This window comes from Vibrio sp. HI00D65, from assembly GCF_001635455.1.
Taxonomy (GTDB): domain Bacteria; phylum Pseudomonadota; class Gammaproteobacteria; order Enterobacterales; family Vibrionaceae; genus Vibrio.
The window spans coordinates 94,122-116,966 of the sequence record NZ_LWEH01000085.1 but is presented as its reverse complement, the minus strand read 5'-3'; the positions used below and the strand labels follow the sequence as shown (position 1 = coordinate 116,966).

Below are 22,845 nucleotides of genomic sequence, written 5' to 3'. Positions count from 1 at the left end.
TATGTGCCTCGCATTTAGTTAGGATCATATCAAAGCAATATGCCGCTAGATCCCTGACGAAATGAGATCTTTCGAACAGAACCTAGATAATAATATTGCGTCCCATTTAACATGGCATTAACATTGGTCGGAGGTCTTATAAGTTAATCAAGGATGATCACTGATGAACCCTATCAAGTTGTGGCGCGTGCTATTTCTGCCCAAAACTCGCGAATGGAACAACAATCAAATCAGACAAGCCGACATCTTATTACTTTTCACTTTCATCGCTTTCTTTGTCGGTATCTATAGCTTAATCAAATGGACAAAACACGAAGAGCAGCTGCTTGTTGCGACTTCTGTGTTCCTTATCGTCTTTGAACTGTTCTCAGCCACGTTACTTCGTGTTGCTGGAAAACCAAGTTTGGCACTTAACTTTGGCTTTGTTGGTATGGCGGTGCACGCACTGAATATCATTTATCAAAGTGGCGGTGTGGTGGATTCGACACAGGCCTATTGGGTACCTTTGTTAGTGGTTGCTTTCTTTTTGTCAGGAACGCGCATTGTCGCTTTGGTGTGGAGTGGCCTTGTGATTGGTGTCTCCTTGGTGATGACGTCCGCTTATTTGAACGGATTCACATTTCCACAGTTAGTGCTTACTCCGGAAGCTGTGGTTGTCGAAACATGGTCGGGTGTCATTATGCCGCTGGTGGTGATCTGCATTGCTCAAGCATTTACAGCCAAGCAAAAAGAAGTGGCTATCGAGATGGCAGAACAAGCGATCTCGGAGAGTCAGCAGGTCGCTAACAAAGCGACACAAAGTGAAGGACGCTTGTCAGTTGTGCTCGACCAAGCTAACTCGAATTCAGAAAGCTTACAGAGTGTCTCTGTACATCTAGAACAACAGTCACAAGATTTGCATGCGCAAGTCGAAGTGTTGAACATCAATTGTGAATCTCAGGCGAGTGCAGCTGAGGAGATGAGCCAGCAACTGCACCAGATGACGCAAGGTATCGAAGAGTCGAATTCGTTTGTCGGTGAACTCAAAGAGCGCAGTGAAGCCGTTGGTACTAAAGCGCAAAAGAGTTCTGAATCTCTTGAGGCCTCGACTGGAGCCATCAGTCAAATCATACAAAGTAACCAAGAAATCATGAAGGTGGCTGATTTAATCACTTCGGTAGCAGAGCAAACCAATTTACTCGCGTTGAATGCCGCAATAGAAGCGGCTCGCGCAGGCGAGCAGGGGAGAGGTTTTGCTGTGGTAGCCGACCAAGTGAGGGAGCTGTCAGCAAAAAGTAGTCATTCAGCCATCGAGATCCGAAGCTTGTTGGATCGCAGTAAAGTGGAAGTGGAGCATGGCAGAGCGATCATCGAAACTACGGCAAATGAAATGAACGGTATTATCTCAGAAGTTCAAACCATCTCTACTGATGTAAACCAGTTAACCGATATTATGGCGATGCAGATGGACTCCTTAAAAGAGCTCGATCTTGCCAGCTCTGAAGTGGCGCAGAGCGTTGCTGAAACCAAATCTGTGTCGGGTTTGGTCGCTAATTATGGTTCTGAACTGACTGGGCACGTCAGTTCAGTGAAGGAATTAGTTGAAAGCCTAAATAACGTGGTCTCCCAAGCTAAACAGGCGTAAATAAATCCCTCGAAAAACCACAAAGAACTGGATAAGCATCCAGTTCTTTTATATTCTGTCCCTCAAATTAAATTCCATCAAGAGAGTAAATTGTGATCGGACGTCTACGCGGTACATTAATAGAAAAACAGCCACCAGAATTATTGATTGAAGTCAGTGGTGTTGGTTACGAAGTACAAATGCCAATGAGCTGTTTTTATGAATTACCGAACGTAGGCGAAGAAGCAATTATCTACACGCATTTTGTAGTACGTGAAGATGCGCAGCTCCTTTATGGCTTCAACACAGTGAAAGAGCGTGCGTTGTTCCGCGAAGTGATCAAAGCGAACGGTGTTGGCCCTAAACTTGGCCTTGGTATCCTTTCTGGTATGACGGCGAGCCAGTTTGTTCAGAGTGTTGAACGCGAAGACATTTCTACGCTAGTGAAACTTCCTGGTGTTGGTAAGAAAACGGCGGAACGTCTTGTTGTCGAAATGAAAGACCGCCTGAAAGGGTGGGGTGCAGGTGACCTGTTTACGCCTGCGACTGACGCTGCACCAATTGACTCTATGCCAACGGTTCATGATGCTGAAGAAGAAGCGGTAAGTGCGCTACTTGCACTAGGCTACAAACCAACTCAAGCTTCTAAGGTGGTTTCTCAAATCGCGAAAGACGGCATGACAAGTGAACAGCTGATTCGCGAAGCCTTGAAATCGATGGTCTAATCGAACTTGACAATACAGCCCCAGTTCAATTGAAAGGTTAAGGTATGGCTGATAAAAGATACTTGTATCTAGCGTGTCGGCTCTTATGCCTCGACGTTAGGTAAAACGAGTGTTTACCTTCGTTTTTTTAACGTTGGTGATACTTTAAACAAGAATTGAAAGAAAACAGAGTTAACACTCTCAAATTGGAACTCTCTATGATTGAAGCAGATCGCCTCATTGCTCCTGACAACCCGGTTTTTAAAGATGAAGATGTTATCGATCGTGCAATACGACCAAAGGCACTCGCCGACTATCAAGGTCAGGACCACGTTCGTGACCAGATGGAGATTTTCATCAAAGCGGCACAGTTGCGTAATGAAGCGCTTGACCATCTGTTGATATTCGGTCCTCCCGGTCTTGGTAAAACGACGTTAGCGAATATCGTTGCCAATGAAATGGATGTGAATATTCGCACCACTTCTGGCCCTGTATTAGAGAAAGCCGGTGACTTGGCGGCGCTGCTAACTAACCTTGAAGAAAATGATGTGCTATTTATTGATGAGATCCACCGATTAAGCCCTGTGGTTGAAGAGGTGTTGTATCCAGCTATGGAAGACTATCAGTTGGACATCATGATCGGTGAAGGCCCCGCGGCACGCTCAATCAAAATTGACCTGCCACCTTTCACTTTGATTGGCGCAACCACTCGCGCTGGCTCACTAACCTCTCCACTTCGTGACCGTTTTGGTATCACTCAGCGTCTTGAGTATTACAAAGTCGAAGACTTGCAAAACATCGTTCAGCGCAGTGCTGATTGCCTTGGCTTATCGATGGAACCGGAAGGTGCATTAGAAGTTGCTCGTCGTGCTCGTGGCACACCACGTATTGCAAACCGTTTATTGCGCCGTGTACGTGACTATGCAGAAGTGAAGGGGAACGGTCATATTTGCCCTGAGGTTGCAGATAGCGCACTGAACATGCTCGATGTCGATGCTAAAGGTTTCGACTATATGGACAGAAAACTTCTACTGGCAATCATGGAGAAGTTTGGTGGTGGTCCTGTTGGTATCGATAACATGGCGGCAGCCATTGGTGAAGAAAAAGACACCATTGAAGATGTATTAGAGCCGTATCTGATTCAGCAAGGTTATCTACAAAGAACACCAAGAGGCCGAATTGCGACCGACCGAGCCTATTTACACTTTGCAATAGATAGACCGTCCAATCGTTAAATTATTCATTTCTAAAGATCCCAGTTGCATAAGCGCTGGGATTTTTGCGTTTTACTGAATAACAACTCTATTGTGCGAGTCGCTATAAAGTTCGAACAGGGCGCGTCAAAAATGAAAACTTTGATTTCACCTTTGATTTAACTAACAAAGATTGAAATAAGTTGTCATATCTTTTGTTACTACTTTATGGGTGTTGTGACTCCAATGTTGACTGTGTGCTGAGGTTTTGTCACAGCTATCACGCAGTGTTATTAAGACAAGCTAAATTGGTGTGACTTTAATCATAGTTGTTCAAAAAAACCTCTAATTTGCACGGATAAATTTGATACAAATCAACGCAGGGTTCTTCCATAAACCTTTTGAAACATACTGATTTTAGCAGTAATATTAGCGCCAGCTATATTAGCTGTATCTTAACAATAATCTAACTATAACGGTACGTTTTTGCTACAAATTTCATGTTGTAATAACAATATTGCAGATTGTTTTAACATGGACTTTTGAGGTGAATAATCACACAAGTGTCATTCAGCCGACACAAAGGAGTTACCATGATTGATGTTGTTGATCTGTCGCGTTTGCAATTTGCATTTACAGCGATGTATCACTTCCTATTTGTTCCACTGACTTTAGGTATGGCATTTTTACTTGCCATTATGGAGTCTGTTTATGTAATGACTGGCAAGCAAATTTATAAGGACATGACCAAGTTCTGGGGTAAATTGTTTGGTATTAACTTTGCTCTTGGTGTAGCGACTGGCTTAACTATGGAGTTCCAGTTTGGTACTAACTGGTCTTACTATTCTCATTATGTTGGCGACATCTTTGGTGCTCCGCTGGCTATCGAAGCGCTTGTTGCATTCTTCCTAGAGTCTACTTTTGTTGGTCTTTTCTTCTTCGGTTGGGACAGACTGTCAAAGCGTCAGCACTTAGCGGTAACCTGGCTAGTGGCACTTGGCTCTAACTTCTCTGCACTTTGGATTCTTATAGCGAATGGCTGGATGCAAAACCCAGTAGGCGCAGAATTCAACTTCGAAACCATGCGTATGGAAATGGTAAGTTTTGCAGAAGTCGTGTTTAACCCAGTTGCACAAGTTAAGTTTGTACACACAGTAGCTTCTGGCTACACGTGTGGTGCCATGTTTATACTGGGGATTAGTTCATATTACCTACTAAAAGGCCGAGATGTAGCGTTTGCCCGTCGTTCATTCGCTATTGCAGCATCTTTCGGTATGGCTGCTATTTTATCAACGATTATTTTAGGTGATGAATCTGGTTACGAGTTAGGTGAAGTTCAAAAAGTGAAACTCGCTGCGGTTGAAGCTGAATGGCACACAGAGCCAGCACCTGCTGCATTCACTTTATTTGGTGTACCAAACCAAGAAACCATGAACACGGATTACGCAATCAAGATCCCTTACGTAATGGGTATTATTGCAACACGTTCGTTTGATGAGCAAGTAACAGGTCTACACGACCTACGTGAACAGCATGTTGACCGTATACGCACGGGTATTTATGCATACGAGCTACTTGAAAAGCTTCGCGCAGGTGATAAGTCTGAAGCAAATATGAGTGCATTTGACGAAGTCAAAGGTGACTTAGGTTACGGACTACTTCTAAAACGTTACACAGACAATGTTGTTGACGCAACGGAAGACCAAATCCAAATGGCAGCGGACGATTCAATCCCAACAGTTTGGCCATTGTTTAGTGCGTTCCGTATTATGGTTGGTTGCGGGTTTATTATGTTGTTCGTTTTCGGTGCCTCATTTATCCAAACATGCCGCCAGAAAATCGAACAGAAACCTTGGATTCTCAAAGCTGCTTTATTCAGCATCCCACTACCATGGATTGCGATTGAAGCAGGTTGGTTTGTTGCTGAATTTGGTCGTCAACCATGGGCGGTTGGTGAAATACTACCGGTTAACGTTGCTGCATCAGCACTGACTATTGAACAGCTTTGGACTTCTCTTTTCGCTATATTGGCACTGTACACAGTGTTCTTGATTGCTGAAGTTTATCTAATGCTGAAATTCGCACGTAAAGGCCCAAGTAGCTTGAAGACAGGCCGTTACCACTTCGAACAAAGTGATAACTCTGTTGAAGACAAAGTTAGCCGTTCAGTTGAAGTATAAGTGAGGGGATATTAATGTTTGATTACGAAAGCTTACGACTTATTTGGTGGATCCTAATCGGTGTTCTACTAGTAGGTTTTGCAGTAACCGATGGCTTCGATATGGGGGTTGCAGCACTTTCACCGATAATCGGTAAGAGTGACACTGAACGTCGTATTATGCTGAACACGATTGCCCCTCACTGGGATGGTAACCAAGTTTGGTTGATTACAGCTGGTGGTGCACTTTTCGCTGCCTGGCCAATGGTTTACGCAACGTCTTTCTCTGGCTTCTACTTTGCTATGTACGTGACTCTCGCTGCACTTTGGCTACGTCCACTTGCTCTAGATTACCGTTCAAAGATTGAAAATCCGAAATGGCGTAAAGCGTGGGACTACGCACTTTGCTTCAGTGGTACAGTTCCGCCAATCATCTTCGGTGTAGCATTTGGTAACCTTCTACAAGGTGTTCCATTTGACCTGAATAACCTAATGATGTCTCAGTACCACGGTACATTCTTCGCTCTGCTAAATCCGTTTGCATTGCTATGTGGTGTATTGGCTCTGATGTTGTTCGTAACGCAAGGTGCAACATGGTTACAAATGAAGACAACAGGGGCGCTGCACATTCGTGCTCGTAACGTTGCTCAGATCACAGGCCTAATTTCAATTGCACTATTCGTTATTGGTGGCTTCTGGGTTCAATCTATCGAAGGCTATGTAATTACAAGTACGATTGACACGTTCGCAGACTCTAACCCGCTAAATAAAGAAGTATCACTTCAAGTTGGCGCGTGGATGACAAACTTTGAGACGTACCCAGCAATGTGGGCTGCACCGATTTTAGGTGTGGTTATGCCACTATTAGCTGTAATTGCATCTCGTCTTGAGCGCGGTGGTTTCGCTTTCTTATTCTCGAGCCTATCTAACGCTGGTGTGATCTTAACGGCTGGTTTTGCAATGTTCCCATTCGTAATGCCATCAAGCCTGAACCCTGACCATAGTTTGACTATGTGGGACTCAACAGCGAGTGAGCTGACACTTGGTCTAATGACTGCAGTTGCAGCGGTAATGGTTCCTGTGATTCTTGGCTACACAACTTGGACATACTACAAAATGTTCGGTCGCCTAGATAAGAAACACATCGAAGATAACGACGTTTCAGCTTACTAAGATAGAAGTGAAATAACTTAGGAGAAATTTTATGTGGTATTTCGCATGGATTTTGGGTGTACTTCTAGCATGTGCATTCGGCATCATCAATGCTCTATGGCTTGAGCATTCTGAAATGATGGACAAAGACAGTGAGTAATCTCGCAGAACAAGTCGCTAAGCTGCATCGACCAATGGACAAGACTCTCTTTAGAGCCCTGGCCTTAATATTGGGTTTTATGCATATTAGCTTAGTGATGTGGGATCCTGAAGCGTATGCAGCAAGCATCGGTGGCTTTAACGCGATCATCGGACCTATGTTTATTTGGGCTGTGTGCTCAAGCATGGTTTACGGTGTTGGGTTTAAGCCGAGAGCTTGGATGTGGCAATTATTGTTCAGCCCATATGTTTCACTTACCATTCTGCTCTACCTAACAGTGCTCCGCCTTCTATAAAGTAGGTTTATTTTTAGGTTCTCATTTAATGTGAGTCTTGTGCTTGTTTGGTTTTTAATCAAAAAAAGGTCATCTTATACAGATGGCCTTTTTTTTAGTCTGTTAAATCAAAAAATTCACTGCCATATACTATTAATGATAAGGAGTTAGGTTATAGTGATTTCTTTATCGATTTTGGGTTTGTGGTATCAATTTGCAGGGATTATCTAAGCCGTTTACTTGGCCAGTAACCGTATATTACGAAGACACCGACGCAGGTGGCGTGGTGTACCACTCTAACTATCTCAAGTTCTTCGAGCGTGCTCGAACTGAGATGCTGCGTTCAATTGGTGTTTCTCAACAAATATTATTAGAACAAAACATCGGTTTTGTAGTCCGACATATGGACATTGATTTTGTTCAAGGCGCACGTCTTGATGATTATTTACAAGTCGTTACAAACATTTACGAATTAAAGCGAGCAACCTTGGTCTTCTGTCAAGAGATCGTAAATCCTGATGGCAAAGCATTGTGTAAAGCAAAGGTTAAGGTAGCATGTATCGACAATCAAAAAATGAAACCCAAGGCAATGCCAACATTCATTCTTACGGAGCTAACGAATAGTGACTGCTGAAATCTCAATCTTAGGCCTAATACTAGAAGCTAGTTTACTGGTTAAAATGGTCATGCTCACTCTTATGGGTATGTCTGTCGTTTCTTGGGCAATGATCATCAAAAGAAGTAAAGTGCTATCTCAAGCTTCTAAACAAGCAGAAGTCTTCGAAGATAAATTCTGGTCTGGTGTTGATTTGGCTAAGTTGTACCAAGAGAGCAACAAACATAAAGACGAGCTTTCTGGTACAGAAGAAATTTTCTACGCAGGCTTTACTGAATTTGCACGCCTTCGTAAATCTAACGCGGCATCTCCGGACTTCATCATGGAAGGCACTGGCCGTGCAATGCGCGTAGCAGTGGCCCGTGAAGTGGATGAGCTAGAAACTAACTTACCTTTCTTGGCGACTGTTGGTTCTATCAGCCCATACATTGGTCTGTTCGGTACAGTTTGGGGTATCATGCATTCATTCATTGCGCTAGGTGAAGTAAAGCAAGCGACACTTGCGATGGTTGCACCAGGTATTGCAGAAGCTCTGATCGCAACAGCAATGGGGCTCTTCGCTGCGATTCCTGCTGTAATGGCATACAACCGCTTTAGTAGCAGTGTTGGTAAGCTAGAACATAACTACGCGACTTTCTCTGAAGAGTTCCACAGCATTCTTCACCGTCAAGCGATGGCTGGCAGGGAATAATAGATGGCTGGATACCAACCTAAAAAACGTAAAATGACAGCTGAGATTAACGTCGTACCTTATATCGACGTTATGCTCGTATTGCTGATAATTTTCATGGTAACGTCGCCGTTTGTAACTCAAGGTGTGGATGTTGAACTGCCACAGGCGTCTACCGCGAAGTCAGCGCAAGATTTATTAGGTGATGACAACGCGAGTTTCATTATCGTTGAAGTGAATAAAGACGGCGAGCTTGGCCTAAGCGTTAACGACGAAGAGGTACAACGAGGTCTATCATTGGAAGACATCATCGTCCGAGTAAAAGCTGAACTGTCTTTGAAACCAAATTCTCCAGTAGCGGTGGGTGGCGATGCTGCGACTCCTTACGCTGAAGTAGTTTTGTTACTTGATGAATTAAGCCGTGCAGGTGTGCCAAAGGTTGGCCTTTTAACGGATATAAGGGAATAGCTCCGTAGCATTCATGAAAGCGAATAATAAAAAATCCAACAGTTTCAAAAAGCCGCTTCTAATTTCACTTGGGCTGCACGTACTCTTATTCGTTGCGCTCATATGGGGAGCGGATTTTACTATGTCTGAACCCAAGCCTACTGGGCAGATGGTGCAGGCTGTAGTTATTGACCCTCAACTGGTTCGTCAACAAGCTCAACAAATTCGTCAACAACGTGAAGCGGCGAGTAAGAAAGAGCAAGATCGCCTAGACAAGCTTCGACGCGAAAGTGAAAGGCTAGAAAAAAATCGCAAGGCTGAAGAAGAAAATATCCGTAAGCTAAAAGAGCAACAAGCGAAGGATGCGAAAGCCGCTCGAGAAGCTGAAAAGCGACGAGTCGAAAACGAGAAAAAACGCAAAGCTGAACAAGCACGTTTAGAGCAAGAGAAGAAGAAAGCAGCTAAAGCAGAAGCAGACCGCAAGTTAAAAGAAGCGGCTCTAGTGAAAGCAGAGCAAGAGCGTAAAGCGAAAGAAGCAGCGATTGCAAAAGCGGAACAAGAACGTGTGGCAAAAGAAAAAGCTGCGCAAGAGGCCGCTGAAAAAGCTCGTAAAGAAAAAGAAGCCGCTGAACGTGCTGAGAAGCAACGTATAGCGAAAGAGAAAGAAGCCGCCGCTGCAGCTGAGAAAGCGCGTAAAGCAAAAGAGGCAGCAGCCAGAGCGGAGAAAGAACGCAAACAGCAAGAAGCTGCACTGAACGATATCTTTGCAGGGCTTGAAACTGAAGCGACTCAGAACTCTTCGGCAAGACAACAATTTATTAATGATGAAGTACAACATTACGGTGCAATTTACACCCAGTTGATTCAGCAAAACCTTCTGTTAGAAGACAGCTACCGAGGTCGCTCATGCCGAGTGAACCTTAAGCTTATTCCAACAGGATCAAATGCTATCTTGGGTAGTCTAAGCATATTGGATGGCGATAGCCGCCTATGTGCAGCAACCAAACGCGCGGTGGCACAGGTACAATCTTACCCACTGCCCAAAGACCCAGATATTGTGAAATCACTCAAAGACATTAATTTAACGGTATCACCAGAGTAAAAGGACGAACTTGTGTTAAAGAAACTATTACTGAGTTTTGTTTTTGTAATAGCGACAAGCAGCCAGTTTGCGCATGCAGCACTGGAGCTGGTTATTACAGACGGTATTAACTCTGCACGGCCTATCGCTATCGTACCCTTCCGCTGGGAAGGTGCTGAGCCACTACCACACGATGTGTCAGCGGTTATCGCTTCTGACTTACAGCGTAGTGGTAAATTCAGCCCAGTTGCGACAAGCAAAATGCCTCAAACGCCCTACAGTGAAACAGAGGTAAACTTTGATGCTTGGACTAACCTAGGTGTTGATTCACTACTAACGGGTAGTATCACAAAAAATGCCGAAGGGCAGTACGTAGTTAATTACCAGCTGATCGATATTGTTCGTGGTCAGCTGACGAAAGGACAAAGCCGCGCGCTAAGCGATGAAGGTCAATTGGTGCTTTCTAAAGATCACGTGTTGTTCAACAAGAAAGCGACCGTAACTGGTAAGCGCCTAAGAGAGTACGCACACCGTATCTCTGACTTGGTTTATGAAGAGCTCACAGGTGAAAAAGGTGCGTTCTTAACACGTATCTCTTACGTTGTTGTGAACGATAAAGACAAATACCCATATCAGCTTCGTGTAGCAGACTACGATGGTTTCAATGAACGCCTAGTACTTCGCTCTAAGCAGCCTCTAATGTCGCCAGCATGGTCTCCAGACGGTAAAAAGCTTGCTTACGTGAGCTTCCAGAATGGCCAAGCTGAAATCTTCATCATGAATATTTACACGGGTGAACGTGAGAAAGTGACGTCATACCCTCGTCATAATGGTGCGCCAAGATTCTCGCCTGATGGTAAAAAGCTTGCGCTAGTATTGTCGAAAACAGGCAGCCTTCAGGTGTACACACTTGACCTAGCAAGCCGTAAGCTGACTCAAATTACCCGCGGCCGTTCGAATAATACGGAACCATTCTGGCACCCAGACGGTAAGTCTCTAATCTTTACGTCTGATCGTGGTGGTAAACCTCAGATATATAATGTAAATTTGTCAAATAATTCGACATCTCGTATTACTTGGCAAGGTAGCCAAAACTTAGGTGGCCAGATTACCCCTGATGGACGATTCCTGATCATGGTTAATCGCAGCAACTCAGGCTTTAACTTGGCCAAGCAAGATTTGGAAACTGGTGCGGTTCAAGTATTAACAAAAACACTTTTAGATGAGTCTCCAAGTATTGCACCAAATGGAGGTATGGTTATCTATAGCTCTATTTACAACAAGACGAACGTACTATCGATGGTTTCTATCGATGGCCGTTTTAAAGCTAGATTACCGGCTACCAATGGACGTGTAAGAGCGCCTGCATGGTCTCCGTTCCTCTAGGATGAGTCAAATATTCTTTTAGCTATTGATAGTGTTAACTATTGTGGCATTTAACTATCTATAGCACTTAGTCGCTGTAGAAACTAAGTTTGATAACGTAAGGAAAAAACGATGCAACTTAATAAAGTTCTTAAAGGCTTAATGATTGCACTACCAGTGATGGCAGTAACGGCATGTAGCTCAACTGATGAAGCAACATCTGCAACATCTGGTACTGAAAGCAACCAAACTACTTCTGGTTCAGAAGGCAACGTAGATACAACTGTTGTAACGCCAATTGACGCTAACGGTCAACTGTCTGAGCAAGAGCTTAAAGAGCAAGCACTACGTGAAACTCAAACAATCTACTTCGCATTTGATAACTCTACTATCGCTGGCGACTACGAAGAAATGCTAGCAGCTCACGCAGCTTACCTAGTTAAGAACGTAGACATGAAAGTAACTATCGAAGGTCACGCTGACGAGCGCGGTACTCCAGAGTACAACATCGCACTTGGCGAGCGACGTGCACAAGCTGTAGCAAAATATCTACAAGCTCTAGGTGTTCAAGCTGACCAAATCTCTATCGTAAGCTACGGTGAAGAGAAGCCACTTCTTCTAGGTCAATCTGAAGATGTGTATGCTAAAAACCGTCGCGCAGTACTAGTTTACTAATTCTAGTAAGCTATTTAATTGAGGAATTGCCTCATGTTCAGTGACACAAAGCGAGTCATTTTGCTTTCGTTACTGGCAAGTGCAGCGAACACTGCGTTCGCTGCACCAGCTCCAGTATCCGATCTCAATAGCACCGCAACCAATTCAACTTCTTCTTCCTCTCGATCAGCATCTAACGAATCAGATATTGAGCGTTTAGAGCGCCTACTTCAAAATCGCAATCTTGTTCAGCTTCAAATGCAACAGCAAATGGACGATATGGCACTGGAAATCAGTGAGCTTCGTGGTGAGCTAGAACGCAACAGTTACGATATGAAACAAATGCTAGAGCGCCAACGTGAACTCTTTATCGAGCTTGATCGCGTAAGAGGTGAGGTGAAAGCAGCAGGTACCGCAACAGTAGCAGTGGCCGCGAGTGAAGGCTCTAAAGAAGCTTCTGGTACGTTCAGTACTGATGTTGATGAGCAGACTGCTTATCAAAATGCTGTAGACATGATTCTAAAGCAACGAGACTACACGGGTGCGATTACTGCATTCCAACAGTTTCAAAAAGACTTTCCAGATTCCACCTTCACACCTAATTCTCACTACTGGTTAGGTCAGCTTTATTTTGCCAAAAAGCAGGATAAAGAAGCTGTGAAGAGCTTTGCCGCTGTTGTGTCGTACAAAGACTCAAACAAGCGAGCGGACGCACTGGTTAAGCTTGGTGACATAGCGGCGCGCAATAACAATGCGGCGCAAGCTAAGAAATATTACCAACAAGTCGTTACCGAGTACCCAAACAGTGCTTCGGCCAAAGTGGCACAAACCCACTTATAAAGTAAAACAGAGGTGCTGAGGTGCCTCTTTTTTATACCCGCTTCAATACCCATCGTGCTTGCTTACCCCCAATCGTTTTTGATCCTCATGCCTGTCCTGTGTAGAATACTCGGATTCTCGGAAGAAGTTGCGTAGAGCAAGAGCAATGAGCCATATACTAGAAAAAATCGATACAGTTTACCCGTTTCCGCCTAAGCCAGTTCCACTGAGCTACGCTCAGAAACAGGCCCACATCGCAAACATCAAAAAACTACTTCAAGAAAAAGATGCAGTTCTAATTGCACACTACTACACAGATCCTGAAATTCAGGCTCTAGCAGAAGAAACTGGTGGTTTCGTTGGCGATTCATTAGAAATGGCTAAATTCGGTAACCGTCACTCAGCAAGCACTTTGGTCATCGCTGGTGTTCGTTTTATGGGTGAGTCTGCGAAGATCCTTACTCCTGAAAAACGTATTCTCATGCCAACGCTTGAAGCTGAATGTTCATTAGACCTTGGCTGTCCTGCTGATAAATTCACAGAATTTTGTGATGCTCACCCTGACCACACTGTGGTTGTATACGCAAACACTTCTGCGGCTGTTAAAGCTCGTGCAGACTGGGTGGTTACGTCGAGCATTGCTTTGGAAATCGTTGAAAGCCTAGACGCTGAAGGCAAACCAATCATCTGGGGGCCTGACCGTCACTTAGGTTCTTACATCGCGAATCAAACCGGTGCTGACATGTTGCTTTGGCAAGGTGAGTGTATCGTTCACGATGAGTTCTCTGCAGATGCATTGAGAAAGATGAAATCGGTATATCCTGAAGCTGCAATTCTTGTGCACCCAGAATCTCCAGCAAGTGTTGTTGAGTTGGCTGATGCTGTTGGCTCTACTAGCCAATTAATCAAGAAAGCGAAAGAGCTGCCGCATCCACAGATGATTGTTGCGACAGACAAAGGCATCTTCTTCAAGATGCAGCAACTGGTTCCTGAAAAAGAGCTGATTGAAGCGCCAACGGCGGGCGCTGGTGCAACTTGTCGTAGCTGTGCACACTGTCCTTGGATGGCAATGAACGGTCTTGAAGCGATTGAAAACGCACTTGAGAATGGCGGTGAGCAACACGAAATCTTCGTTTCTGACGAGCTACGTGTTAAATCGCTTATCCCATTGAACCGTATGTTAGATTTCGCAGAGCAGTTAAACATGCAGGTAAAGGGCAACGCGTAAGCGGCTTACTTATCTGACTAAATTAAAAACCAGCCTATAGTGCTGGTTTTTTTGTACCTAAAGATAGCCTGCCAATATCAATCTTGTGAGTATGTATCTTTTTCTGATGATTCATCTTGTTGATATCGCGTATTTTTTCTAGCATGTAAGTAAGATCGAAGGATTTGAGGTTTGAATGATAATCTGGTTGCAACTCAAACGTTGGATCAAAGCAAAAATCTTTGTTTTGAACGGCAAAAACCTGCTATTTACTTTTCTTAGCTATGTGTTTATTTCATGGTCGAGTTTGTATTTGGTGGGTGAGACGGGCTTAACCAGTTCGTTTACGACATTCGCGTATTACTTAGTGGTGACCGCTTCGACAGTAGGTTATGGCGACCTATCACCAACGACAGAAGCGGGTCGATGGATCGTCATTCTATTTGTGATACCGGGGGGACTGAGCCTGTTCGCAGCGTTACTCGGTAAGGTTGCCACAGAAGGTGTTGAATATTGGCGAGCTGGCTTGTTAGGAAAAAGGAGAGTACGAGTGGAAAATCATATTTTAATGTTGGGGTGGAATGAGCAAAGAACCATTCACCTTATTCGTATGCTCCAGCATGAAGAGACGGGTAGGCGTCCAATTGTGTTATGTACGCGTTCAGACATTGAAAACCCACTCCCTGGTGAAATCAGTTTCGTGAAAGTGAATAGCTACACTGACGGTAAAGAGATGGAAAAGACGGGTATTGAATCAGCCAGTTGTATTCTGATTGATAACCCTGAAGATGATATTACTTTATCTGCAGCACTTTACTGTGCCAACCGCAACCCACAAGCGCATCTGTTGGTTTACTTTAAAGATGAAGCATTGAGTGATCTGCTGCATACACATTGTCCGAACTCTGAGTGTATTCCTGCGGTAGGCGCAGAAATGCTTGCGAAGGCTGCGGTCGATCCAGGATCCAGTGCGCTGCACCAAGAGCTGCTTAGCTCGACAAGAGGTATGACGCAGTATTCGACTTACTATCCTCAAGATGCTGAACCCGTGACTGTGGCGCCGATTTTCTCTGTGTTCAAAGAGAAGTATCAAGCGACGTTGATTGCGATAGACTCCGGGAACGGCATTGAACTCAACCCAGAATTGGATCAAGTCGTCAGTAGCGGTACTAAGTTGTTCTATATCGCCGATGAGCGTATCGACGACTTTGATTGGAAAGGTTTTTAAGTTGCGACTCTTTTTATGTGAACGCTCTTGTATGTATTAGAGCACTTCGCCTTACTGGGCATTTTCGCATTAAAAAAGGCCTCATCATGAGGCCTTTTGCAGTTTGTTTCGTAGTTTCTGTTGAATAATTTTAATGAGCTTCAGCCAGTGCAATACCACGCTGAGTTAGACCACAAAGCATTATAGGAACCGCATTGAAGATCTCTTCAAACTGCTCTAGGCCTTCGATACCTTGTTCGGCAAGCGTTGCGATTGAAGTTTCTGGATCGTAAAGCATGCTAAGAGAAAGTAGAACGCCGCCAACCAGAGCGTTGTCTTCGCTATCTTCCGGCATTAGCGTTTCCCAATCATCGCGAGCAATCTGCCAGCCTTGAAGTAAGCCTTCACAGAAATCACGAGCAGCAGTATTAACTACTTCCTCTTCGTCCAATTGACAAGCTTCAGGCCAAACCCAAGTGCCTTCGATTAGTTCGGGACGAGTTTTGTTCCAAAGCGCAATGATTACTTCAATGTAGCTTTCTAATTGCTCACCATCAGTGAAAGGAGCGACTTCTTGGCCACCCCAAAGAAACGGTAGCCACTCATGCGGGGTCAACACATTAGGCGCTGCAGCCATTGCAGTGACAAAGCCCATGGTTTTGTGTTCTGTGATTAGCTTTCCTTCCAACTCTGGAAGCGCAAGAATATCTTGTAAAGTCAAAGTGAGGTACCGTAAAAGGGAACATATTTGCGCTTATAGTACCAATGAACTTGTGCCAATCAAGCTTCAATCTAAAAATGCTTGATGTCATTGATGATAAACACTAGGTTTGACAGAAAAGAAAACAATTATGCAGATACGGGCGTCTTTAAAGAAAAAAAGCATGGTAGCGCTTGGCTTATACCTTGCAATGTTTATCGCTATTGTCGGTAGTGTGACGTATTACGTCGTAGAATCACCAGTGCGCGCCAAACTGCAACAGAACCTCGACCTTCGTACGCAATTATTGTCTTCGTTGATTACAGAGCCACTCAGCAGCTCTCAAGGCTTTGTTGATAGTTTAGTTGGCTTTGCTCAGGCACACCGTAAAGGTAAAGATGTTATTCCGCTGTTCAAGTCGATGTTAGCCGCGAGTGACGACACCATCGTCAGTGCTGGTATTTGGCCTGAACCTTATACGCTTGATTCCGATAAGTTGCTGAATAGTTACTTCTTCAACAAAGCTGACGACGGAACCATCGATCAGCTTTTTTCTTACAACAACCCTAAAAGTGCACCTTATCACGAAGAGCATTGGTATACCTCGGTAGTCGATGAACCGCAGGGAACCATCTCATGGAGTGATGTCTACATCGATCCTTACACGCACGTTCGAATGATCACAGCGTCTTCGCCTTATTATTACGATGGTACCTTTGCAGGTATCGCGACGGTGGATCTCTCTTTGGAAGAGTTACTGGATTTTATTAAGAATCACGCAGAAGAGTACAACCTGGGTATTACCTTGAGAGACAAGCTCAACCAAGTCCTGATTTCTCATAACTTTAACCTTGTTGAAGGGACCTACATTAGTAGCAATCAATTCGGTGAATTTGGCTGGCAAGTCGATGTCGTTAACTCTAAATCGCGGGTAGCAGATGAAGTGTTTCGTCAGGTGATGAGTATCGAGGGGGGTATTGTGCCCTTGTTGCTACTTTGTGTGATGGCGGGTTACTACTTACTGAACCGTTATTTAATCACTCCAATCACCAACATCGCCATTCAGGTCAACAGTTCAAAAGCGGGTGAAGTGATTGATGTTGATTACTCAAGTCATGATGAGATCGGTCACCTGATCAAAACCTTCAATGAGAAGACGGTATATCTCGAAGCCGAAAAAGTGAAAGCACAAGCATCAACCAATGCAAAAACCGCTTTCCTTGCGACCCTATCACACGAAATTCGTACCCCAATGAATGGTGTATTGGGGACCGCGCAAATTCTGTTAAAAACTCCGCTTAATGCTGAGCAAGAGAAGCACCTAAAGAGTCTGTATGAATCAGGCGATCACATGATGACCTTGCTGAACGAAATCTTGGATTTTTCTAAGGTTGAGCAGGGTAGGTTAGACCTCGATGAGACGCGCTTCCCGCTGGATTCGATCATCGGCAGTATCAACAGCGTTTACTACACATTGTCTTCTGAGAAAGGGCTCCAATTTAAGGTGTATTCGGATGTGCCTTCCGGTCGTTGGTACTTCTCCGACAAAGCACGCTTGCGTCAAATTCTATTTAATCTCTTAAACAATGCGGTGAAGTTCACCTCGCGCGGTTTTGTTGAGGTTTACCTTAAAGAGATAGTCGAAGGCAGCGATACTTACCTCAGCATTCGAGTTCGTGATACCGGTATCGGTATATCGAAAGAGGCGCAAAAGCGTATTTTCAAACCGTTTGAACAAGCAGAGTCTTCGACGACAAGACGTTTTGGTGGTACAGGGCTTGGCCTAGCCATTGTAAAGAAAATTACTCAACTAATGGATGGCAATATTACCGTCACAAGTGAAGAGGGGATAGGCACGAGCTTTGACGTTTGGTTAAAAATTCAACCTTGTCAGCCTGGTGAAATAGAGAGCTTGCCACATAAGAAGTTAGATTACTCTGGCTTGAAGGTACTGATCGTTGAGGACAATCGAACCAACACGGTAATCATTGAGACCTTTATGAATAGTAAGGGCTTTACTTGTAAGAGCGTTGAAAACGGTGAACTGGCGATACAGGCGCTTGTTGCTGAGCGATTTGATCTCGTATTGATGGATAACCACATGCCAGTTATGGACGGCGTAGAATCAACAACAGCAATTCGAGCGTTAATTGGTGAAGTGTCTTCTGTCTTGATATTTGGTTGTACGGCTGATGTCTTTAAAGAGACTCGTGAGCGCATGCTTGGGGCTGGAGTCGATTATATCATCGCTAAGCCGATTGATGAGCGTGAACTTGATGATGCCTTGTTCCGTTACTCTAACAAGCTTTATCAATATCATGAAACCAAAAACCAGAATGACAACGTGTCTCTGGGGGGACCTGTAAGCTTAAATAGTCATGATGCAAACCTTCATAAGAAGAGCCTAAGTCGCTCACTACCGAAACCTGATCTGCGCAACAAGGACAATACCGAAGAGCTACTCGTGACACTCTATATAGCGTTAGAAGACAATAACCTAGACCTGATTCAATCGGCGTTAGAAAGTCTGCGTAAGCATGTCGAACCTATGGACAATGCTGAGCTTTCTCGCCAAGTTGATAAAGCATTAGAACAGGTTTCTTTAGGCGAACCGCCGACTCAAGATGTGATCAACAAAATTACCGTCAACTTGCCTATGGCATAGTTGTTGTTAAATTACGGAAATTTAATAACGAAATGGCCAAATTATAACCTTACTGTGATTTTTTGGTTGAAGTGACTGGTTTTTAAATGGTTTTTGGTTGTTAATTTACAGCTTGATTTTTAATTTGAAATATATGACTGCTAATATTGTGTTTTAATGGCGATATTATCTGGTGAGGCGCGAAAGTGCCTTGTTTATATGTTGCTAAATCACTAAATGGGTAGTGATATATTTTAGGTTTAACGCTAAATGAAGTCTCGTGGTCCATTTTGTATTCGTAACGCAGCGGCGGATACATTTGCTATGGTAGTTTTCTGTTTTATCTCCGGCATGATCGTAGAAGTGTTCATCTCTGGTATGACGTTTGAGCAATCTCTTGCTTCTCGAACGCTGTCGATTCCGGTGAACATTGCGATTGCATGGCCTTATGGCGTGTTCCGTGATTGGTTCTTGCGTAATGGTGCAAAACTCTCACAAAGCTCGTTGATGAAAAACCTCTCTGACTTAATGGCTTACGTGTTATTCCAGTCTCCAGTGTATGCTGGTATTTTGTTAGCTGTTGGTGCGTCAAGTGACCAGATCGTGACTGCGGTAACCAGTAACGCGATGATCTCTTGCGGGATGGGTGTATTGTACGGTTACTTCTTAGATATGTGCCGTAAGTGGTTTAGAGTTCCAGGTTACTATCAACAAGCTTAAGAATAGAGACAGCATCAAATTTGGTTTGTTTTTGATCTAATGAGTTAATTTGTAATCGAACAAACTTAAAAAGTCACTTTTTTTGATAATGCCCCTTGACCAAAGCAAGCAGAATCAATAAAGTAGCGCCTCGTTGAGTGACGAGCTCAACAAAATTTTTGGAAGGATGGCTGAGTGGCTTAAGGCGCTCGCCTGGAAAGCGAGTATACGTTTATAGCGTATCTGGGGTTCAAATCCCCATCCTTCCACCACTATTCTAAACCCCAGCAGAAATGCTGGGGTTTTCCGTTTTTGGGCACCTAAACTTTTATATCCTTCTTCTTTTCGAAACATTACTTTCTCAAATCCTGTTTTTGTTCGTCCCCCCACTGTTTATGTTGAAGCATTTTGATCCAGATTAGCGATTGATGCCACCGATAAACGCGTGATTTATAGTCATGAATCTACAAGATTTAGAGTAAGCAACATTATGAATAATCTTAACTCTTAGGAATCTATCTCATCATGACAGAAACCCTCGCTTCTCCAATGCTCTCCTTTACCATTGCGATCTCATTTCTGTTCATTGGTAAAGGCTTAATCGAGCGCTCTGAAGTATTAAGGAAGTATTCACTACCAGAGCCAGTTATTGGTGGCTTTGTTTGCGCTGCTATCGTCGCTGCGCTTTACTATCTCTTTGAAATCCAAATCACCTTTAGCCTCGATGTGAGAGACTTTCTACTTCTCTACTTCTCTACTTCTCTACTTCTCTACTTTTTTGCTGGTATTGGTCTTCAAGCTGACATTAAGACGCTAGTAAAAGGTGGGCGGCCGCTGTTTATCCTGCTCTGTTTGGCGTCGACTTTTATCGTTCTTCAAAACGTGGTTGGTATGGCTGTCGCATCGGGTTTTCGTATGGATGCGAAAGCGGGTTTGCTGTCAGGTTCTATTAGCTTGATTGGCGGTGTCGGTACAACCCTAGCTTGGGCGCCGATGTTTGTCGAAGAGTTTGGAATTTCGAATGCGCTGGAGCTTGCTGTGGCTTCCAACACGGTTAATTTAATCTCAGCTTGTGTCATCGGTGGTCCGATTGCCAACTACTTTTTCAATAAACATAAAGTGAGCCCTTCAAATGAAGAAGAGGTAACGGTTGGTGCATTCCAAGAGAGTGAAACCAAAACCGCGCTCAGCCACTACGGTGTTTTATGGGCATGGTTAATTTTAAACCTGACATTTATGCTAGGTTATAGCTTAAGTGAAGTTATTGAATCAATGGGCTTATAGCTGCCTCTATTCGCAAGTTGTTTAATCGCAGGTATCTCAACCGGAAACGTTGGTAGGGCTTTGTTCAAGAAGCGTCGCACACAAGAAAAAATTGCCCTAGGTCGGAAAGGGTTGGCAATGATCTCGGATATCTGCCTGGGCATGTTTTTAACCATGGCATTAATGGGACTCCGCATTTGGGATCTTGACGGGCTGTTTGGTTATATCTCTGTGGTCATGAGCATCCAAATTCTACTTTCGCTGCTATTTGCAGTGTTTGTCGTTTATTACTTGATGGGAAGAAACTACGATTCAGTGGTGATATGTTCTGGCTTCGGAGGCATCACTTTAGGTTCGACTGCAACAGCGATTGTAAACATGACTGCCGTGACTCATCGCTACGGTACGAGCCCACAAGCATTTATCATAGTGCGTTTAGTGTGTGGCTTCTTTGTAGATTTGATTGATGCGCTGGTGATCAGTTTCTTTGTTGGGATGTAGTCTTTCTCCCGTCTATCTTGTTAAGCAAAAAAGCCTAGCGTTGTAGCTAGGCTTTTTTCTATCTATGTTTTTCGTCTTTATTGGTGTCATTCGTCTTCGACTAAATGTATGTTTAATTCAGGTGGCAGCTGCGTGTTGTTTGTGTAGATGCGGTCAAAATCATTCAGTGACGCTACCTTCAGAGCAGCAAAGCGGCCCCACTTGCTAGCATCTGCGACTAGCCAACTCTCACGGCTGTTCTTTATGATTGACTTAGATAGGTCAGCTTCAACTTGTTCATGTTCCATAGCGAAATGGCTGTATGTTACTGAACCACAACCACAAATTCCGATGTCCGCTTCAAAGTTAGAGAAGAAGTGGACTACGCTACTGCCAACCATATCTTGATGCTCTCGTCTGAATAAACCACCCGCCAAATACACTTCAATCTGCTCATTTGCCTCAAGGATACGAGCGACTTGAAGGTTATTGGTGATCACTCTTAGCGCTGGCTTTGCTAATAAGTACTGTGCAATTCGAGTGACGGTCGTACCAATGCCCATCATAACCGTTGAGCCTTCAGGTATCGCATCGGCAACTGCTATAGCAATACTGTCTTTTGTTTCTGACTCAACGCCAGCGCGGAATCGATAACTCGTATTCGTGAGCGTAGTAGGTAGGCTGACGCCTCCATGTACTCTACGTGCTAGACCTTGCTCACACAGGTGGTTTACGTCACGACGAATGGTTTGAGTGGTAACAGCAAACAACTCAGCTAAGTGGTCGATCTGAATATCTTGGTTAGCTTTAAGCGTTGCGAGTATTTCTTTCTGGCGATGGTTCAGTTCCATAAAAGCCCACTAAAATTGGTTTGGTACGTCAGTGATGATGTTATCGACGCCTAGGTTGAAATATTTAGTCGCCAATTGTGGATCGTTCAGGGTCCATATTTTCAGAATTGCACCTGAAGCTTTGATCGCTTTTGCTGTTTTCTCATCAAGGATGCGGTGATCGATATGAATGCTGTACAGATCGAGTGGTTGAAGGGATGCCAGACTGAAATCGTTCCACACTTCGCAGATAAAACCACGTTTAACCTCTGGCATCATCTGTTGGCAAAGACTTAGTGCCTCTTTTTTGAAGCTTGAGATGAGCAGTTTTTCAATAGGGAACTGCTTTTGCTCAACCAGTGCGATCACTGTTTCAACCAAAGGCTGAATAGCCTTATCGTCATAAATTTTGATTTCAAGGTTTAGAGTTACATCAAGTTCTAGGCATTTATCGAGCGCTTCACTTAAAGTAGGAATCGTGGTCCCCGAGAACTCGCTACTAAACCAACTACCAGCATCTAACGTCTTGAGTGTGGTTAAGTCTAAATTGGCGATATTGCCCGTTCCGTTAGTACAACGATTGACTGTCTTGTCATGAAAAACCATAGGGATGCCATCAGCGCTCAATTGGGTATCAATTTCAATCCATTTAGCACCAGCTCTTGCTGCGTGTTCAATACTCACTAACGTATTTTCATGTGCTAAAGAAGCGGCACCGCGGTGGCCTGTGATCATAATTCAATCTCGATGTTCATTTGAAAATTCAGGAAACAGTAGCTCTACTTTATTACAGATTTATTAACTCTCCACCATATTGCGCTGTTTTGAGTGGGAACTAGTTAAAAAGAGTTGGATAGAGTTTGTACAATATTGAGACCTTATACTCATTATGTTCAAATCGCTAAGATAAATGTTCATA

Annotated in this window: 21 protein-coding genes, 1 tRNA gene and 1 pseudogene; 20 read left to right on the top strand and 3 right to left on the bottom strand. The window is 43.9% G+C overall.

The window, feature by feature from the left end; translation table 11 throughout:
• The first annotated feature begins 163 nt into the window (after positions 1–163).
• The 16 genes from A3712_RS08510 (at position 164) to A3712_RS08435 (ending at position 15,331) form a co-directional block, all read left to right on the top strand.
• The gene (locus A3712_RS08510; RefSeq protein ID WP_063523073.1) at positions 164–1,624 is read left to right on the top strand and encodes a methyl-accepting chemotaxis protein; all 1,461 of its coding nucleotides are present in this window, start codon (positions 164–166) and stop codon (positions 1,622–1,624) included.
• Positions 1,625–1,716: 92 nt separating this feature from the next.
• On the top strand, positions 1,717–2,328 hold the full coding sequence (ruvA, locus tag A3712_RS08505) for a Holliday junction branch migration protein RuvA (protein ID WP_063523072.1): 612 nt from the start codon (positions 1,717–1,719) through the stop codon (positions 2,326–2,328).
• A 197-nt stretch (positions 2,329–2,525) separates the two neighbouring features.
• Positions 2,526–3,542 (top strand): Holliday junction branch migration DNA helicase RuvB, encoded by a 1,017-nt coding sequence (gene ruvB, locus A3712_RS08500; RefSeq protein WP_063523071.1) that lies wholly within the window; start codon positions 2,526–2,528, stop codon positions 3,540–3,542.
• A 551-nt stretch (positions 3,543–4,093) separates the two neighbouring features.
• Positions 4,094–5,680: a cytochrome ubiquinol oxidase subunit I gene (gene cydA, locus A3712_RS08495; protein WP_063523070.1), complete on the top strand. Its 1,587-nt coding sequence runs from the start codon at positions 4,094–4,096 to the stop codon at positions 5,678–5,680.
• Between the two features lie 14 nt (positions 5,681–5,694).
• Positions 5,695–6,831, top strand: a complete 1,137-nt coding sequence (gene cydB, locus A3712_RS08490) for a cytochrome d ubiquinol oxidase subunit II (RefSeq protein ID WP_063523069.1) — start codon at positions 5,695–5,697, stop codon at positions 6,829–6,831.
• A gap of 31 nt (positions 6,832–6,862) precedes the next feature.
• On the top strand, positions 6,863–6,970 hold the full coding sequence (gene cydX, locus A3712_RS08485; RefSeq protein WP_000270284.1) for a cytochrome bd-I oxidase subunit CydX: 108 nt from the start codon (positions 6,863–6,865) through the stop codon (positions 6,968–6,970).
• On the top strand, positions 6,963–7,265 hold the full coding sequence (ybgE, locus tag A3712_RS08480) for a cyd operon protein YbgE (RefSeq protein WP_063523068.1): 303 nt from the start codon (positions 6,963–6,965) through the stop codon (positions 7,263–7,265). The genes cydX and ybgE overlap by 8 nt, the downstream gene beginning before the upstream one ends.
• A 193-nt stretch (positions 7,266–7,458) precedes the next feature.
• Positions 7,459–7,878 carry a tol-pal system-associated acyl-CoA thioesterase gene (gene ybgC / locus A3712_RS08475; protein ID WP_063523067.1) on the top strand — a complete coding sequence of 140 codons (420 nt, stop codon included), beginning with the start codon at positions 7,459–7,461 and terminating at the stop codon, positions 7,876–7,878.
• Positions 7,868–8,551 (top strand): protein TolQ, encoded by a 684-nt coding sequence (gene tolQ, locus A3712_RS08470; protein WP_063523066.1) that lies wholly within the window; start codon positions 7,868–7,870, stop codon positions 8,549–8,551. Before ybgC ends, tolQ begins: the two co-directional genes overlap by 11 nt.
• Before the next feature lie 3 nt (positions 8,552–8,554).
• Positions 8,555–8,998, top strand: coding sequence for a protein TolR (tolR, locus tag A3712_RS08465; protein WP_004741086.1), 444 nt, complete (start codon positions 8,555–8,557; stop codon positions 8,996–8,998).
• A gap of 13 nt (positions 8,999–9,011) precedes the next feature.
• Positions 9,012–10,079 (top strand): cell envelope integrity protein TolA, encoded by a 1,068-nt coding sequence (gene tolA / locus A3712_RS08460; protein ID WP_063523065.1) that lies wholly within the window; start codon positions 9,012–9,014, stop codon positions 10,077–10,079.
• Between the two features lie 12 nt (positions 10,080–10,091).
• A complete protein-coding gene (gene tolB, locus A3712_RS08455; protein WP_063523064.1) occupies positions 10,092–11,444 on the top strand; it encodes a Tol-Pal system beta propeller repeat protein TolB in 1,353 nt (450 codons plus the stop codon).
• 111 nt (positions 11,445–11,555) lie between these two features.
• Complete coding sequence (pal, locus tag A3712_RS08450) at positions 11,556–12,098, top strand: peptidoglycan-associated lipoprotein Pal (RefSeq protein ID WP_004741083.1); 543 nt, start codon at positions 11,556–11,558, stop codon at positions 12,096–12,098.
• Between the two features lie 33 nt (positions 12,099–12,131).
• Entirely contained in the window at positions 12,132–12,917 is a 786-nt protein-coding gene (ybgF, locus tag A3712_RS08445) for a tol-pal system protein YbgF (RefSeq protein WP_063523063.1), read from the top strand.
• A gap of 145 nt (positions 12,918–13,062) precedes the next feature.
• Positions 13,063–14,124 (top strand): quinolinate synthase NadA, encoded by a 1,062-nt coding sequence (gene nadA / locus A3712_RS08440; RefSeq protein WP_063523062.1) that lies wholly within the window; start codon positions 13,063–13,065, stop codon positions 14,122–14,124.
• A 175-nt stretch (positions 14,125–14,299) separates the two neighbouring features.
• Complete coding sequence (locus tag A3712_RS08435; RefSeq protein ID WP_063523061.1) at positions 14,300–15,331, top strand: potassium channel protein; 1,032 nt, start codon at positions 14,300–14,302, stop codon at positions 15,329–15,331.
• A 130-nt stretch (positions 15,332–15,461) separates the two neighbouring features.
• On the opposite strand, the gene A3712_RS08430 is transcribed toward A3712_RS08435, so the two are convergent.
• Positions 15,462–16,031, bottom strand: coding sequence for a UPF0149 family protein (locus A3712_RS08430; protein WP_063523060.1), 570 nt, complete (start codon positions 16,029–16,031; stop codon positions 15,462–15,464).
• Between the two features lie 130 nt (positions 16,032–16,161).
• Between A3712_RS08430 and A3712_RS08425 the strand changes: the two genes are divergently transcribed.
• The 4 genes and pseudogenes from A3712_RS08425 (at position 16,162) to gltS (ending at position 21,117) form a co-directional block, all read left to right on the top strand.
• Positions 16,162–18,675 carry an ATP-binding protein gene (locus A3712_RS08425; RefSeq protein ID WP_443083588.1) on the top strand — a complete coding sequence of 838 codons (2,514 nt, stop codon included), beginning with the start codon at positions 16,162–16,164 and terminating at the stop codon, positions 18,673–18,675.
• 249 nt (positions 18,676–18,924) lie between these two features.
• Positions 18,925–19,374, top strand: coding sequence for an L-alanine exporter AlaE (locus A3712_RS08420; RefSeq protein ID WP_063523058.1), 450 nt, complete (start codon positions 18,925–18,927; stop codon positions 19,372–19,374).
• A 160-nt stretch (positions 19,375–19,534) separates the two neighbouring features.
• Positions 19,535–19,625 (top strand) — tRNA-Ser (locus A3712_RS08415).
• Positions 19,626–19,878: 253 nt separating this feature from the next.
• Positions 19,879–21,117, top strand: a pseudogene (gene gltS, locus A3712_RS08410) (sodium/glutamate symporter).
• 86 nt (positions 21,118–21,203) lie between these two features.
• On the opposite strand, the gene A3712_RS08405 reads toward gltS, so the two are convergent.
• Both A3712_RS08405 and A3712_RS08400 read right to left on the bottom strand, forming a co-directional pair.
• A complete protein-coding gene (locus A3712_RS08405) occupies positions 21,204–21,947 on the bottom strand; it encodes a DeoR/GlpR family DNA-binding transcription regulator (protein WP_063523057.1) in 744 nt (247 codons plus the stop codon).
• Positions 21,948–21,956: 9 nt separating this feature from the next.
• Positions 21,957–22,661, bottom strand: coding sequence for a glycerophosphodiester phosphodiesterase family protein (locus A3712_RS08400; protein WP_063523056.1), 705 nt, complete (start codon positions 22,659–22,661; stop codon positions 21,957–21,959).
• Between the last annotated feature and the right edge of the window lie 184 nt (positions 22,662–22,845).

Coding starts and splice junctions, on each gene's coding strand:
- A3712_RS08510 (WP_063523073.1), top strand. CDS start 164: ATGAACCCTATCAAGTTGTGGCGCGTGCTATTTCTGCCCAAAACTCGC.
- ruvB (WP_063523071.1), top strand. CDS start 2,526: ATGATTGAAGCAGATCGCCTCATTGCTCCTGACAACCCGGTTTTTAAA.
- cydA (WP_063523070.1), top strand. CDS start 4,094: ATGATTGATGTTGTTGATCTGTCGCGTTTGCAATTTGCATTTACAGCG.
- cydB (WP_063523069.1), top strand. CDS start 5,695: ATGTTTGATTACGAAAGCTTACGACTTATTTGGTGGATCCTAATCGGT.
- cydX (WP_000270284.1), top strand. CDS start 6,863: ATGTGGTATTTCGCATGGATTTTGGGTGTACTTCTAGCATGTGCATTC.
- tolR (WP_004741086.1), top strand. CDS start 8,555: ATGGCTGGATACCAACCTAAAAAACGTAAAATGACAGCTGAGATTAAC.
- tolA (WP_063523065.1), top strand. CDS start 9,012: ATGAAAGCGAATAATAAAAAATCCAACAGTTTCAAAAAGCCGCTTCTA.
- pal (WP_004741083.1), top strand. CDS start 11,556: ATGCAACTTAATAAAGTTCTTAAAGGCTTAATGATTGCACTACCAGTG.
- ybgF (WP_063523063.1), top strand. CDS start 12,132: ATGTTCAGTGACACAAAGCGAGTCATTTTGCTTTCGTTACTGGCAAGT.
- nadA (WP_063523062.1), top strand. CDS start 13,063: ATGAGCCATATACTAGAAAAAATCGATACAGTTTACCCGTTTCCGCCT.
- A3712_RS08435 (WP_063523061.1), top strand. CDS start 14,300: ATGATAATCTGGTTGCAACTCAAACGTTGGATCAAAGCAAAAATCTTT.
- A3712_RS08425 (WP_443083588.1), top strand. CDS start 16,162: ATGCAGATACGGGCGTCTTTAAAGAAAAAAAGCATGGTAGCGCTTGGC.
- A3712_RS08420 (WP_063523058.1), top strand. CDS start 18,925: ATGAAGTCTCGTGGTCCATTTTGTATTCGTAACGCAGCGGCGGATACA.
- A3712_RS08405 (WP_063523057.1), bottom strand. CDS start 21,947: ATGGAACTGAACCATCGCCAGAAAGAAATACTCGCAACGCTTAAAGCT.
- A3712_RS08400 (WP_063523056.1), bottom strand. CDS start 22,661: ATGATCACAGGCCACCGCGGTGCCGCTTCTTTAGCACATGAAAATACG.